This window comes from Actinotignum schaalii FB123-CNA-2, assembly GCF_000411135.1.
GTDB classification, from domain to species: Bacteria; Actinomycetota; Actinomycetes; order Actinomycetales; family Actinomycetaceae; genus Actinotignum; species Actinotignum schaalii_A.
In genome coordinates, this window is the sequence record NZ_KE150263.1 from 133,295 (window position 1) to 147,041 (window position 13,747).

A 13,747-nucleotide genomic window follows, 5' to 3' on the forward strand; every position below is an offset into this window, starting at 1 on the left:
TCAGTTTCGCGGCCGGCGCAGCTGAGTGACCACGCGTTTCGCGAGATTGCCCAGCTGCCTTCCCCGCCGCGTGACGCCCATCACTGTGGTGCGCTTGAGGGATTCGGTGAAGACCGAGCCGGAGAGCTTCGACTCCCCCGCCTCACGCTCTGAAAAAGTGATGGGCATTTCAACGATATGGCCCCCGCAACGTGCCACGTGATCCGTCATATCGGTCTGGAAGAAATAGCCGCGCGCTTCCACGGTATCCAGGTTGAGGCGCTCGAGGATATCCGTGCGGTAGACGCGGTAGCCCGCGGTGGCGTCGCGCACCGGCAGCCCAAGCATCCCTTGAATATAGAGGTTCCCCAGGCGCGAAAGCGCCTCGCGGGGCTTGGACCAGCCGTCAATTTTCCCACCCCGCACGTAGCGCGAACCGATCACCAGATCCGGCGCATCTGACATCGCGGCGCGTTCGAGTAGCAAGGGCAGCTGTTCGGGATGATGCGAACCATCGGCGTCCATTTCCACCACGTGGCTGTAGCCGCGCTCCATGGCCCAGCCGAAAGCCGCAATATAGGCGCGCCCGAGCCCGTCTTTTTCGGTGCGGTGCAGCACGTGGATGTGCTCATCGCGCCCGGCCAGCTCATCTGCGATCTTCCCGGTACCGTCCGGTGAATTATCATCAACCACGAGGATATCCGCCTCGGGTACGGCCCGCCGGGCCCGCTCGATAATCCGCGGAAGATTCTCCGCCTCGTTGTACGTGGGAATCGTGATGAGAACGTGCACGACTAACCTTTCTTCCAGCGCAGCCTTGCGTACCCTACCCATGCTATACCTCCAACCGCGCCAGCCGCAGCCAGAAGTCCGTTCCGGTAGTACGGGTAGAAACGCGCCGCCGGAGTAAGACCCTCGTGCAAAGCGACCGTGGTGGTATGCGCTGCTTGCGTCCACGGTTCGGTGCGTTCACGTACCGCACCATTTGTTTCGACGACGCCGGAAATTCCCACGGTGGAAACCTGGAGCGCAATGCGCTGGTATTCCACCGCCCGGAAACGAACCATATCGAATTGCTGGGCTGATTCGGCGCTATCGCCGAATGACGCATTATTAGTGGCCACCACGTAGAGTTGGGCGCCCTGGCGGATCGCCTCAGATCCCACATCGCCCAGCGCCACTTCGAAACAAATAGGGGTGGCCAGGCGCGCGGTAGTACTCTTCGTGCCCGGGGCGCTGGTTTTGCCGCCGGGGCTGCTCTCCCTCAGCGCGCGCTCCCCCACCGGGATGTCAAGAACCGCAGGTTTCGTACCGGCCCGCATATCAACAGATACCAGATCAACCGCGGAACTAAACTTCCGGAAGAAATCCCGGTAGGGCATATATTCCCCGAAAGGAACCGGGTGCTGTTTGCTATATACAGCGCTTACCTCGCCCCCGGTCTCGGTGGGGAGATAGACAACAAGGTCATTGGTGCGGCTGATCGCCTTCCCGGTGGTGTCGCGCTCATAGGATTGGGTGCCCAGGAGCAGCGGGACGCCCAGGTAGGTGGAGGTTTCGCTGACCAGGGCGCGGGCGCGCGGATATTCGCGAATATCGTGATCGGAGGCGGATTCCGGCCACACCACCAGGTCCACCTCTTCCGGGTTAATCGCGCGGGTGGCGGTGCTGAGGTTTTCGGTGACCGTCAAGGCTTGATCGCGGCCCTCGGGAAGGCTGCCCGCCCGCGGGACAATCCCCTGTACGTAACCCAGGCGCAGCGTGCCGGCGGGTGCTGCGGTCGGAAGAGGAAGTGCCCAAGGTAGGGCGAAGATCAGCGCGCCACTGAGCGCCAGACCGGCCCCGACGAAGAGCCGCCCGCTGCGCACCCGCATCAGGGCCAGGCTGAGGGCCGCCCCGCAGATGACCACCGCTGCGGAGACCAGCATGGTGGAACCCCAGGGAGCCAGCCGCACCAGCGGGCTATCTACCTGGGAAAAGGCAAGGGTTCCCCAGGCGATACCGCCGAAGGGCCACAGGGACCGGGCGAGTTCCGCGCCCGCCCACACCAGGGCTGCCGCGGGGATGAAGAGGAGCGGGCAGTGGGTCCAGCGTGCTCGACACATCGCGCTCCACGTGGCTACCACCAGCCCGGTAAACAGTGCTTGCGACAAGGCGAGGGCGAGTTGGGGGATGAGATCCCCGGATGCTTCTCCGGCCCAGGAAAAATGCAAGGAGAAAAATATGCATCCGGCAAGGAGTCCGTATCCGAAGCCGGCGCTGGGGCGGCAGGATGCAGCAACGAGGAGAAGTAGCGCGATACTCACTGGCGCGAGTAGGCCGTAGCTCAGGGGCGGGAAAGCAGCGAAGAGCCCGAGGCCTCCTAGGACCGCGCCGCACAGCCGTAAGAGAACACCGCTCACATGAGCTCCGATCGCCCCATGAGGTCACGGGCCTGGCGCGCGATATCGCTCAGCCAGGTGCCCTCAGTTGCTACCGTGACCTGCCCGAGCACATCAATAATGCGTCGAGCTGCGGAAATGAAATCCCCGGCGGTCATGTGGGCTGATTCGAGGCAGGCTTCCAGACCCACTCCCCCGGCCCAGGCAGCGAAAACATCCGCGCAGCCCGGGCTCAGATCTGGGGTGCGGGTAATCCCATGCTGATATTCCAGGGATTGCAGGTACTGTACCTCGGCACGAGCGACCCGCGCCGCATCACAGAGTCGGGTATCACGCGGTAAGGCAGTCCCCAAGCGCTCATCAGCCAAAAACATGGATACCCATCCGGCTAGGGCCGGCGCGTCCAAGCTACCTTCGGGGAGCTGCGCCAAACACTGGTACATGAGCAGATCGGCTTCGGTGTGCAGTTCGCGTAATTGCGCGGCGCCCGGGCCCATGCGGATGGCGTCATTATCACCCTGGAGCACCCCGACCTCGCGCAAGACGGCAGCCGTGGCATCAAATTCCCGCCCGGCCGAATCGGTGAAGGCCGCGATACGCTGATCGATTTCCTCGATGCGGTGGTGCAGCGAGACCCAGGTTTGGGCATTATCAAGGTGTGCGTACAGATGCGGGCAGGAAGCAACCGGGTGCGCGGCGACTTTGGGATCGCGCGGGGTGGCGAAACGCGCCCAGGATGCCAGCAGATCCCGGTCGATTCCCAGATCAGCCCGGCCGCCCACCAGGTCCAGAATATCTTCGGCGATCTGCTCGCGCACCACCGCCTTTTTAGTGGACATTCCGAAAGGCACCGTGACCGGGCCAATTTCGCGCATCTCCGAGGCGAGGGAATCTTCATACAGCCAAGCCAGGTCCCCGAACCAATCGATCACCCGCACGCGGTCCGGGGCGGCAGAGAGCACCAAGGCGTAAACGAGATCGGTGCCCATAGCGTAAGCGTACACGTAGCCCTGGCGCACAGCCGCGAAACTCTTTGCGATGCGCTCCCGATAGCGCCGCTTCGCGGCTTTACGTTCGGCTTTTGCGGCCCGCCCGGCATTCCCGCGCAGGCGCAGGTAGTCAAGCAGATCACCGCGCGAGCAACTCAAGCGGGTTTCTTCGGTCTCCACCCGGCGTTGAATCCGGGCGCGCCGCGCCGCCAGGCCGCCCAGTTCCGCATTGCGTTGGAATTGCGCGAAGGAGCGGCCCATCAGATCGCGCGCTGCAGCGTAGCTCATGCGAGCCAGTAGATTCGTCACGGTGTTATAGGAGGGCTGGAAAGCGGATATCAAGGGCTCCACCCGCCCCGAAGCCAGATCCGCCAGATACTCCGGATCGGTATCCGCATCGGCTACCACCACTCCGTAGCCCACGGTATCGCGCCCGCGCCGCCCGGCCCGCCCGATGAGCTGGGTGTATTCGGTGGCGCTCAGGTCCACGAAGCCGTGCCCGTCCCAGCGCTGGAGCTCCTCCAGGACCACGGTACGCACCGGCATATCGATACCGAGAGCCAGGGTGCCGGTGGCGTAAACAATGCTGAGGAGCCCGCGTTCCATGAGGCGCTCGGTTAGCTCTTTGATAGCGGGGAAAACCCCGGCGTGATGGGCACCGTAGCCGCGTTCCAGCGCTGCTGCAGCCCGCTCAAAATGCACGGCCCGCCGATCCGATTCCGTGAGCGTTTCACGCAGGGCCGCGATTTCTTGTTTAATGTCCGCACGCTGGGCGCGGGTGGTAAGAACTTCGTTATGGCGCAGCAAAGCTTCAACCGCTTTATCGCAGCCCTTGCGAGAAAAAATGAATTCGATAGCCGGGAGCATGCCCCGTTCGCCGAGCTTGTCGATAATGGCACGGCGTTCGCGATCCGAGACCCTTTTTTTGCGTTCCCCGCTGAGCCGCCCCAGCGCATTGACGAGGGCCGGGTCCGGCTCCAGAGTATCTGCGCGGTAAAGCGGGAAGAGTTTGCGGCCCACGTTGACGTATTGCGCGAGGGGGACGGGTCGTTTCTTTGATACCACGACGTCCGTTGGCCCGCGCACGGAGCGCATCCACGCCGCGAGTTCCTCAGTATTGGCCACCGTGGCGGAAAGCGCCGCCAAACGCACGTGCTCAGGAAGCGACAAAATCGTTTCTTCCCATACCGGCCCGCGGTCAGGATCGGCCAAAAAATGTACTTCGTCCAGAACTGCGTAGCCCACGTCAAGGATATCCGGGGATTCGTGCAGCAGCATATTGCGCAGCACTTCGGTGGTCACCACCAGAATCTGCGCCTCGCGATTAATACTCTGGTCCCCGGTGAGCAGCCCCACCTGTTCCTCGCCGATCTCTCGCGCCAGTTCGGCGTATTTTTGGTTGGAGAGCGCTTTTATTGGTGCGGTATAGATACATTTTTTCGACGACGCTAACGCCAGATACACCGCGTAGTGGGCCACCACCGTTTTCCCCGAACCGGTAGGCGCGCATACCAGCACATCATGGCCGCGCCCCAGAGCCGCGCATGCCTCCAGCTGGAAATCATCGAGGTGGATCCCGCGGCTAGCGTAGCTTTCCCGATAGTCCTCAAGTAGCAGATCCGTCATCGCTCCCCCTCCGGTGTGCTTTCCAGCGTATGTTCACGGATGGCCGGCGTAGCGGCGTCGTCGCCCTCATTCGCGCGCAAGCGCGCGCAATAATCCGCCACCGCGCGCGCAACTTCCGATGGTTCTAGGGCGACCACATCGTCAATTTGCACGAGCAGTGAGACGAGCCAGGGAAGGGAGCGGGCCCGGACCTCAATGGTGAGCAGTTCCTCAGCACGACGCGCATCCCCGTTGTGCAACACGTTCTCCTCACCACACGCATTCGCGATGCAGGGCTCTTCATTCGCATCGCGCACCCGCGCTCCGGGCAGGGTTTCCGCCACCCAACGTGAGGCTCCAGTGACGATAATGCGCACGTCCGTGCCGTTCGGCTCCCAGGTATCTTCCCCGCGGGTGCGCTGCGTTTTCTCTTTTTTCTCCACCTCGGCGAGGACCCGGCGAGCGGCCGCGCGTTCCGATCTGCTGAGCTTCGCGCCGGGGCGGGCCGCGGTTATGCGATCCAGGCGGAAATGGCGCAGGCCGTGCTCGGTGAGGGCGCGCAGCAGCGGGGCATCGCCGGCCAGGATGACGAGGGGAATAACGTGTTCGCGCCCGGCGCGCGCGTGCGGAAGCGGGTCGCTGAGCGCACGTTCGTAGCTAAAGTCGAGGTAGAAGCCGCCTTGGAGTGCGGCCTGCACGGCCTCCATCGTGGCTGCGTCTGCGGCCGGACGGGAGGGCGGCCAGAGCGCACCTTCATATCCGGCTTCCCGCACCGCCTCCCCCAGCGCGGCGCGGGTGGCGGTGAGGGTTGTAGCAGCTGGCCCGGGTGCGCTGACATCCCGGGCAGCATCGAGCAGCGCAGCTACCACCATCGCATCGTCCAGAGTGAAGGGAATAACCGGATCATCCGTCATGGAGCGCAGGTAGACGCGGCTCTCCGGCCCTGCCGCGGTATTCGCCTGCGCCATGTTTTCCGGCAGCTCCGCGCTACCCGAGCGGCCCGCCGTATCCGCCTGTGCCGCACTCCCCGCGCAAGCACCACGCTCGGGCAACTCCAATTCGAAGGGGACATCGAAATCGGCGGTTTCGGCCAGGTTGGCATCCCAAAGGTAGTCGAGGGTGCGCTTCCAGGAGGGGAATTGGAAATGTGCGGTGAGCTCGGCCAAGGTGGCGCCCTGGGGGCGTTCGTGCAGGTAGAGCAGCATGCCGAGGGTGGTGACGATATCGGTACTCATCGAGTTTCGCCCTCCCCCGGCCCGGCAGCTTCGCCCAGGGTAATGAGATTGTTTACGCGGCGGTCCCATTCTTCGCGCAGCTCGCCGGGTGCGGCCAGGCGCACATCCACCCCGTAAAAAGCCAGATATTCGAAAATACGATTAAGGCCTACGGTGGAGAATCGGTAGGCCGTCCAGCCCGCGGGGGCCGGTACGTGCGCGGGGGCCGAATCATCCGCTACAGCCGGCGCATCCGCGCGGCTGAGTTTCTCCCCGCGGGCGGCAAGGGCAGCCGCGGCACCGTCGCGAATATGCAGAATAATGTCCACGTCAAAATGCTCCCCGCTTACCTCCCCGCGGGGGAACTCGCACCGTTCACCCACGCTGAGAGTTCCCGAGATCACGCGACTGAGGCGGAAGGTTCGCTCAGCCCAGGGGCCGAAATCCTTGCGGCCGCTCTCCCGCGAGCGTGCCAAGCCGGACACATAGAACATTCCGTAGTGTTCGGCGAAATTCCACGGCTCCACCTCATAATGTTTGACAAGGTCAGCACCCCGACGGTAATCGAAACTGACCCGGCGCCGGTACTGCAAGGCGCGCGCAACCACCCGTGCTGCTGCACCGCCCGGAATCCGGACGCGCAGGTGGGTGGGGGCTGCGGCGTCGCCGTTTTCCGGAGGTGCGCCCGCAAGAAGTTTCGCCACCCCCAAACGCGCCGATTCGCCTTGGGGATCGCCGGCCTCGATACTGGAGCGCAAGCTGTGGAGCACCCCGGCCCCGATCCCGGTGACCCGCGCGAGCACCGGCGCAGCGGAATCGTATGAATAACGCCACTGGTCGTCAAAAATAATGGGATATCCGGCTTCGCGCAGCGCGTCAATATCACGTTGGAAAGTGCGCAGATCAATTCCCGCTTCGGCGTAGGCAGGGATGCGCTCCATGAGTTCCGCCGCGGTGAGGAAACTGCCGCGGCGAATCGTGTGGAGGAGCGCGAGTTGGCGTTCGCGGTGCCGGCGTGTCTCTTTCTGCTTCACGTACCCAGCCTAGCCGACGGTAGAGTTAAAGCCGTGATGATGTGGCGCAGAGGGAAAATTCTTTCCCTGGGGAAAACATGGCGCGGGGCGCGCGAAGCCGAGGTGGAACTTGAGGACGGCAGTCGCGCTCGGGCGCTCGCTTATCCCGAGCTCGTGGGCGAACCTGCCGCCGGTGATACCGTGCTGCTCCAGGCGAGTGCCGCCGCGCGCGGGCTGGGCACCGGCGGGTATTTCTTCGTGTGCGCGATTCCGGAGCGGCTCCCCGCCGACTCCCCCACGCCCGGCCATATCGTCAAGGCCCGCTACACCCCGCTCCAGTACCTCACTCTGGGTGTGGATGAACAGAATTCCCCGTACCACGAGCTGCTGCGCGAGGCGGATTCCATTGCCGGGATGCCGGTGGTGGCTGCGGATTTGCATTCGGCGCTTCCCGCCATTGTTGCCGGGGTGCGTGCGCGCGTGCCGGGGGCGCGTATCGCGTATGTGATGGACGACGGCGGAGCTCTGCCAGCGTGGTTCTCCCGCACCGCTGCGCTACTGGAGGATCTTGGCCTTATCCTGGGCACAATTTCGTGCGGGCAGGCCTTCGGGGGGAAGCTCGAAGCTGTCACGATTTACACTGCCTTGTTGGCGGCGCGCCTGGTGTGGCAGGCGGATGTGGCCGTGGTGGCGCAAGGGCCGGGGAATTTGGGCACGGATACCCGGTGGGGTTTTTCTGGCACGCGCGTCGGTGAGCATCTCAATGCCGCTGACACTCTGGGCGGAATCCCTATTGCGGCTTTGCGCATGTCGAGCGCGGATAAGCGGGAGCGCCACCTGGGGCTCTCCCACCACAGTGTTACCGCACTCACGCGGGTGGCGCGCTGCCGGGTGAGCTGCCCGGTGCCGGTACTGGGTGCAGATGCACTCTCCCGCGCGGTTCCCGCTGAGGTAGGCGCGCGGCTGGCCGGGCAACTGGAGGAGCTTTTCCAGGCGCCGCACCTGGAGCGGGTGAACGTGGAGGCGGATGCGGTGGCGAGCGCCCTCGCGGACTTCCCGGTACGGCTGTCCACGATGGGGCGCTCACTCAGCGAAGATCCCCTCAATTTCTTAGCGGCCGGCGCGGCCGGCTACACGGCCGGGGAGCTGGTGGCGTGGGCGCAGCCGAGGTGAGCTGCGCGCCTGATGGGCCGGTGGAGCACAGCTGCGTCGTCGTTCTTAATGCGCGGCGCTGCCGGTTAGATCAACGAAAGCATCGGCCGCAGCAACCGGTTCGCGCAGAAGCTTCTCAGACATGAACGCAGCCATCGCCTCCCAACGCTGCGCATCCTGCACTCCGAGCGGAGTGCGCCCGGCGTAAAGCTCGATGGTATTCGCGAGGACTTTTTCAGCCGCGGCGGCGTTATCCGCTTCGCGCAGGGCCGGGACATGCTTCGCGGTGATCTCCACGGTTTCTTTCGGGTTACTGCGCGCGAAGTTCACTGCCCGGTCAAGAGCTGTGAGCATGCGGGTGAAATCATCGCGATGGGCCTCCACGGTGGGGCGCAGCGAACCGAGTCCCACGCCCACCAGCGGCAGTCCGCCCGGCAGCATCTCAATGGTGCGCACCGGCACCCCCTGGCGTTCCACGCTGGGAACATCGGAGTTACGGAAGCCGATAATTGCGTCCACTTCCCCGCTGGCCAGGGCCGCGGCCTGGGTGTAGCCGATGTAATTCACGCTGATATCTGATTCGCTCCAGTTATGGGCGGCCATGAGCGCCTGGAGGGCATAGTAGTTTTCGCCGTACGGGCCGGGCAGGCCGACGCGGCGTCCGGCCAGGTCGGCGGCGCTCTTGATCGGCGAATCAGCCGGGACGATGAGAGTGACGGGGTAATCCTGGTACATCGTGGCCCAATTGACCACGTCGATGCCGTTGGAGCGGCCTTCCATCATTTCATCGCCTCCGGCGAAGACCACATCCTCGCTGCCGCTGGAAAGCGCGCCGAGGAGCGATTCTTGGGCGCCGTGGTGACGCAGCGTGATATCGAGCCCGGCTTCGCGGAAATAGCCCTGGTCTTCGGCCACGTAGAAGGGCGCGAATTGGATATCGGGAACATAGGTGAGGCCAACGGTGAGGGAAGCGGTGGCGCTCGCGGTACTTGGCTGCGCGGCGGAGGGCGAGGTGCTTTCGCCGTTTTTATCCGCGCCTCCTCCCGCGGCGCCTCCCGCGCATCCGGCCAGGCCGAGGGTAGCTGCCGCAAGTGTGGCAATGAGTCGTTTCATGGGTGTCCTTTCTTGTGTTGCGCTTCTATGCGCTGGGGTCTTGCTGGGGTGCGAGCCGTGGCTTTGAGAGGCCATAGTTAACGCACCGCCGCTGTGACGTGTTTTTCGATGGTAAAGATGAGCAGGTAGATGCTGATGGCTGCGGCGGCCATGACGACGATGACCGCGAACATTCCGGTGATATCTCCGGTGGGTTGGGCACGCGAAAGTTCGGTGCCCAGGCCCGCTCCCCCGATGATCATTTCGCCCACGACTGCGCCGGTGATGGAGAGGGTGAATCCGGTGCGCAGGCCGGCCAGGATGGAAGGTGCTGCCAGGGGCACGATGATGGGGAAAAGGAGGGTGAGCCGGGATGCGCCGTCGAGCCGAGCTGCGGCGATGACATCGCGGTCGATAGCGTGCACGCCCACCGAGGTCGAGACGATAATCGGGAAAATCACCATGATGGTGCAGAGCACCACGATGGAAGGCATCCCGTAGCCAATCCACACCACGAGGAGGGGTGCGAGGGCCACGGCGGGGACGGCTTGTGAGGCGGCGAGGAAAGGTTGGAGCGCGCTATTGAGGAGACGCCAACGTGCCAGGGCAATGCCGAGGGGAATTCCGAGGAGGGCCGCCCAGGCGCAGCCGGTGAGGGCCGCGGTGAGGGTGTTCCCCAGTGCGCTGAGGAGGTAGGGCGGGTGCCCGCCGATTCCCAGGAGTGCGGTGGCGAGGCGTTGCCCGACCGCGCCGGGTGCGGGAAGGAGATGTTCGGGCACCAGGTGGGCTCGCGTGACCACCACCCAGAGGAGAAAAACCGCGAGAAGAGCAAGGGTGGCGGGTACCCACGCGGTGCGCGGCGAGCGCGGGCGTGGGTGAGAGTTGCGGCGCACAGTGTTCACGTCCTGGTTCCTGACCTTCCCGATGGCCGGGAATGATCAAACCGGGAGACGCTGACGCCGCGGTACGCTGAAATAGCGTAGCCGAAGCAGGGGCGTGGAGCCCCTCAATGCGCCTCCCATCCGGACTGTTACCGTCGGTTGGGGAATTCCACCCCATCGGCCACTTGCGTGGTTCGCGGACTGTTACCGCCGGTTCAGACTTTCACTGACCCCGGTGCATCGTGTTCTATATTAGCCCTTCGGGTGCTGGCGTGCACCCGTTGTTAGTTTGCAGCGTGCTGGCACGTGCATTGCTAGATTGAGGCGTGTTGGCACGCGCCTGCGGCGAGTTCACGGAGCTTCTCCACTTCGGCATAGGCATCCTCCGCACGGAATACCGCCGAGCCCGCCACGAAGTTATTGGCTCCGGCAGCCGCGGCTTGTTCGATGGTGGAGCGGGAAATGCCGCCGTCTACCTGGATCCACACGTCCAAGCCGGCTGCTTCAATCGCGCGCCGGGTGCGGGTGACTTTCGGCATCATCGTTTCGATGAAGCTCTGCCCGCCGAAACCCGGTTCCACCGTCATGATGAGGATCATGTCGAATTCGTTGAGGATATCGAGATACGGCTCGATGGGGCTGGCAGGTTTGAGGGCAAGTCCGGCGCGGGCGCCCTGCGCGCGCAGTTCGCGCGCCAGGCGCAGCGGGGCTTGGCAGGCTTCGGCGTGGAAGGTCACGGAAGCGGCTCCTGCCTCAGCGTAGGCGGGGGCCCACCGATCCGGGTTCTCAATCATGAGGTGCGCGTCCAGCGGAACGGTGGTTGCCTGCGCCGCCGCCTCAAAAATGGGCAGGCCGAGGGCGAGGTTGGGGACAAAATGGTTGTCCATAATATCCACGTGCACGAAATCGGCGTTGGAGATTTTCTCCAGTTCATCAGCGAGATGCCCGAAATCGCAGTTGAGGATCGAGGGGGAAATCTTCACGTCCATGATGGTCCTTTCAGGAGCGCCGTTCTGCGGGCGCGGGGGCGGTTGCGGGTTTGAGGATGCGTGCCATATACATGGCATCCGTGTGATGGATATCAGGCCAGAGTTGTACGGTCATTCCGCGGGAGGCGACCGGGCGCAGGGCCCGCCGGTTCGCGGTGACGGTCACGTCTCCGAGTTCTGCGCCGGCAGTGCGCTCCAGGAAAGCGGAGATGACGTCGCGAGTTTCGGCAAGTACCGGGGAGCAGGTGGTGTAGAGCAGCAGTCCGCCCGGGCGCAGGGCCCGGTAGGCGGAGTCGAGGAGTTCACCTTGGAGTTGCGTGAGTGCGGCCAGGTCGCTTTCTTTTTTGCGCCACCGGGCTTCAGGGCGACGACGCAGCGCTCCCAAGCCAGAACATGGGGCATCCACGAGGATCCTGTCATAACTATCCGGTTCCTGAGCGCCAATATCCCGACCATCGCCTTCCCGCAACGCAACGGTATCCGCCCAAGGGGCAACGTTTTCTTCAACGAGATCGAGGCGGTGGGCCTGGGGTTCATTCGCGAATACACGGGCCCCGCGCCGGGCCGCAGTAGCGGCGATAGTTGCAGTTTTCCCGCCCGGGCCGGCACACATATCCAGCCAGGAATCATCCTTCCCGGAGATAGATGCCTCTGTGACAACGGCAGAAATCAGCTGTGAGCCCTCATCCTGGACACCCGCAACCCCGTCGCGCACGGGCCAGAGCCGGTGCGGGTCACCTGAGGCTAAGAGCACTGCACTGGGCACCAGGTAGGGATTTTCCCACGTCATTTTGGCGCGTTCAATCCTGGCTTTGAGGTGTTCAGGTGAAATATTGCGGCAGGCTAGTGCTACTTTCGCGGGAGTGTTATTCGCTTCGAGAACGGCTTCCACTTCGGTTGAGCGCCCGGCCACCGCGAGGGCAGCTTCCAGCTGGCGCACGATCCAGCGCGGGTGGGAATGCCAGACTGCCAGGAACTCTTCTCTAGAAGCGGTGCTATTTTCAATGATTCCGCGCCAGGCATCCCGACGCTCGGAGACCCTACGCAATACAGCATTGACGAAACCTGCGATTCCTTGGCCGAGTTCATTGCGAGCCAACGCAACTGTTTCGTTAATGGCCGCGTGGGGTGGTGTTTTCAGCTCGATGAGCTGGTAGCAGCCCAGGCGAAGCAGATCGAGGGCACGCGGGTCTATTTCTGCGAGGGTACGGCCTTGAGAACAGCGGGCAATCATGGCATCCCAGCGGCCTTGAAGCCGCAAGGTCCCGTAGGCGAGGTTGGTGGCGAAGGCGGCATCGCTGCGATTGAGGCGTGCCCGGCTCACCATGCCCGGGAGGATGAGATTAGCGTAGGCATCTTCGGTATTTACTGCCCGCAGTGCATCATAAGCAACGAGACGGGCGTGGTTCGATGATTGGCGGCGCGGTACCCAGCCTGCGGGGCGCTCAGTCATGCTGGCCCTCCTTCACCTCGGAGTCGAAACGGGTGTGCGCGGCAAGCCGGGCACCGTTCAGCCAGGCGGAGGCATCCATATGTGCCTTGCCGGGCGGGGCAACCCGCCGCAATTGGATTGTTCCTTCCCCGCAGCCAACCATTCCGCCCGGGCTGATTTCGCCCGGCGCCAGACTGACGTGCTTTGCGGTGCCTTCGGGTGTTTCAAGCGCACGTACGCCCACCGATTCGATCTTGAAGCGCTGCCCGTTGAGGGTGGTCCAGGCCCCGGGTGCGGGGTTGGCGGCGCGGACGCGATCCGCGACGCGCTGGGCGGGCCACTCCCAGTTCACCCGCGCCCAGGAAGAATCGAATTGCGGTGCGAGGGTCACCTCCCCGCTTTGGGGCTGCGCGTGGGCGGTACCGGCAGCAATAGCGTGGAGGGTATCGCTCAATTGACGCGCCCCGGATTGTGCCAGGCGTGCTAGTAGCTCTCCAGCGGTTTCTTCCTCCCCGATCTGGGTGGCCTCGCTCGCGAATACGGGGCCGGTATCCAGGCCTTGTTCAATCTGGAAGACGCTGGTTCCGGTGGTGGTATCCCCCGCGGCAATCGCGTAGTTAACCGGTGCCGCCCCGCGCCAACGCGGCAGGAGGGAGAAGTGTAGGTTGATCCAGCCGTGGCGCGGCACGTTGAGAAGCGCGGGCGGAATAATAAGCCCGTAGGCAACCACCGCAACAGCTTCCGGAGAAAGCGCAGCAATCTGTTCCTGGATCGCACCGTCTTTCAAGGTACGGGGCGTGAGCACGGGAATACCTAGTTCTGTTGCCACGCGGTGTACCGGCGAGGGGGTGAGTATGCGTTTGCGTCCCTGAGCTGCTGGGGCGCGGGTGAGAACCCCAGCGATATCGAAGCCTTCATGATGCAGTAACTGCAAGGCCGGAACTGCGGTCTCCGGTGTTCCTGCGAATAATATTCTCACGTGTCAATCCTACCTAGTTCTTTTCTGTGCCTATCCGATAT

11 protein-coding genes and 1 riboswitch are annotated in these 13,747 nt (G+C 63.7%); of the genes, 1 reads left to right on the plus strand and 10 read right to left on the minus strand.

All coding sequences use genetic code 11. The features are described from left to right. The 5 genes from HMPREF9237_RS05830 to HMPREF9237_RS05850 are packed head-to-tail and all read right to left on the minus strand — an operon-like array spanning position 1 to position 7,202. Positions 1–813: a polyprenol monophosphomannose synthase gene (locus HMPREF9237_RS05830; protein WP_016442807.1), complete on the minus strand. Its 813-nt coding sequence runs from the start codon at positions 811–813 to the stop codon at positions 1–3. Next, a complete protein-coding gene (lnt, locus tag HMPREF9237_RS05835) occupies positions 774–2,381 on the minus strand; it encodes an apolipoprotein N-acyltransferase (protein ID WP_016442808.1) in 1,608 nt (535 codons plus the stop codon). The genes HMPREF9237_RS05830 and lnt overlap by 40 nt, the downstream gene beginning before the upstream one ends. Beyond that, positions 2,378–4,975 carry a DEAD/DEAH box helicase gene (locus HMPREF9237_RS05840; protein WP_016442809.1) on the minus strand — a complete coding sequence of 866 codons (2,598 nt, stop codon included), beginning with the start codon at positions 4,973–4,975 and terminating at the stop codon, positions 2,378–2,380. The genes lnt and HMPREF9237_RS05840 overlap by 4 nt, the downstream gene beginning before the upstream one ends. Further along, positions 4,972–6,189, minus strand: coding sequence for a WYL domain-containing protein (locus HMPREF9237_RS05845; protein WP_016442810.1), 1,218 nt, complete (start codon positions 6,187–6,189; stop codon positions 4,972–4,974). The genes HMPREF9237_RS05840 and HMPREF9237_RS05845 overlap by 4 nt, the downstream gene beginning before the upstream one ends. Continuing rightward, entirely contained in the window at positions 6,186–7,202 is a 1,017-nt protein-coding gene (locus tag HMPREF9237_RS05850) for a helix-turn-helix transcriptional regulator (RefSeq protein ID WP_016442811.1), read from the minus strand. The genes HMPREF9237_RS05845 and HMPREF9237_RS05850 overlap by 4 nt, the downstream gene beginning before the upstream one ends. Positions 7,203–7,238: 36 nt before the next feature. Here HMPREF9237_RS05850 and HMPREF9237_RS05855 point away from each other — a divergent pair, with 36 nt between their 5' ends. Further along, entirely contained in the window at positions 7,239–8,354 is a 1,116-nt protein-coding gene (locus tag HMPREF9237_RS05855; protein ID WP_016442812.1) for a DUF3866 family protein, read from the plus strand. A gap of 45 nt (positions 8,355–8,399) precedes the next feature. On the opposite strand, the gene HMPREF9237_RS05860 is transcribed toward HMPREF9237_RS05855, so the two are convergent. From HMPREF9237_RS05860 to fmt, 5 genes are all read right to left on the minus strand, one after another. Next, positions 8,400–9,446, minus strand: coding sequence for an ABC transporter substrate-binding protein (locus HMPREF9237_RS05860; protein ID WP_016442813.1), 1,047 nt, complete (start codon positions 9,444–9,446; stop codon positions 8,400–8,402). Between the two features lie 77 nt (positions 9,447–9,523). Further along, positions 9,524–10,327, minus strand: a complete 804-nt coding sequence (locus HMPREF9237_RS05865) for an ABC transporter permease (protein WP_016442814.1) — start codon at positions 10,325–10,327, stop codon at positions 9,524–9,526. Between the two features lie 104 nt (positions 10,328–10,431). Continuing rightward, positions 10,432–10,550: riboswitch (FMN riboswitch) on the minus strand. 70 nt (positions 10,551–10,620) lie between these two features. Further along, entirely contained in the window at positions 10,621–11,295 is a 675-nt protein-coding gene (gene rpe / locus HMPREF9237_RS05870) for a ribulose-phosphate 3-epimerase (RefSeq protein WP_016442815.1), read from the minus strand. A gap of 10 nt (positions 11,296–11,305) precedes the next feature. Continuing rightward, positions 11,306–12,748, minus strand: a complete 1,443-nt coding sequence (locus HMPREF9237_RS05875) for an RsmB/NOP family class I SAM-dependent RNA methyltransferase (RefSeq protein ID WP_016442816.1) — start codon at positions 12,746–12,748, stop codon at positions 11,306–11,308. Then, positions 12,741–13,706 (minus strand): methionyl-tRNA formyltransferase, encoded by a 966-nt coding sequence (gene fmt, locus HMPREF9237_RS05880; protein WP_016442817.1) that lies wholly within the window; start codon positions 13,704–13,706, stop codon positions 12,741–12,743. Before fmt ends, HMPREF9237_RS05875 begins: the two co-directional genes overlap by 8 nt. Positions 13,707–13,747 lie beyond the last annotated feature (41 nt).

What these genes read in the sequence shown, in the direction of transcription:
- HMPREF9237_RS05840 (WP_016442809.1), bottom strand. Translation starts at nt 4,975, where the DNA reads ATGACGGATCTGCTACTTGAGGACTATCGGGAAAGCTACGCTAGCCGC.
- HMPREF9237_RS05860 (WP_016442813.1), bottom strand. Translation starts at nt 9,446, where the DNA reads ATGAAACGACTCATTGCCACACTTGCGGCAGCTACCCTCGGCCTGGCC.
- HMPREF9237_RS05845 (WP_016442810.1), bottom strand. Translation starts at nt 6,189, where the DNA reads ATGAGTACCGATATCGTCACCACCCTCGGCATGCTGCTCTACCTGCAC.
- rpe (WP_016442815.1), bottom strand. Translation starts at nt 11,295, where the DNA reads ATGGACGTGAAGATTTCCCCCTCGATCCTCAACTGCGATTTCGGGCAT.
- HMPREF9237_RS05855 (WP_016442812.1), top strand. Translation starts at nt 7,239, where the DNA reads ATGATGTGGCGCAGAGGGAAAATTCTTTCCCTGGGGAAAACATGGCGC.
- HMPREF9237_RS05875 (WP_016442816.1), bottom strand. Translation starts at nt 12,748, where the DNA reads ATGACTGAGCGCCCCGCAGGCTGGGTACCGCGCCGCCAATCATCGAAC.
- HMPREF9237_RS05830 (WP_016442807.1), bottom strand. Translation starts at nt 813, where the DNA reads ATGGGTAGGGTACGCAAGGCTGCGCTGGAAGAAAGGTTAGTCGTGCAC.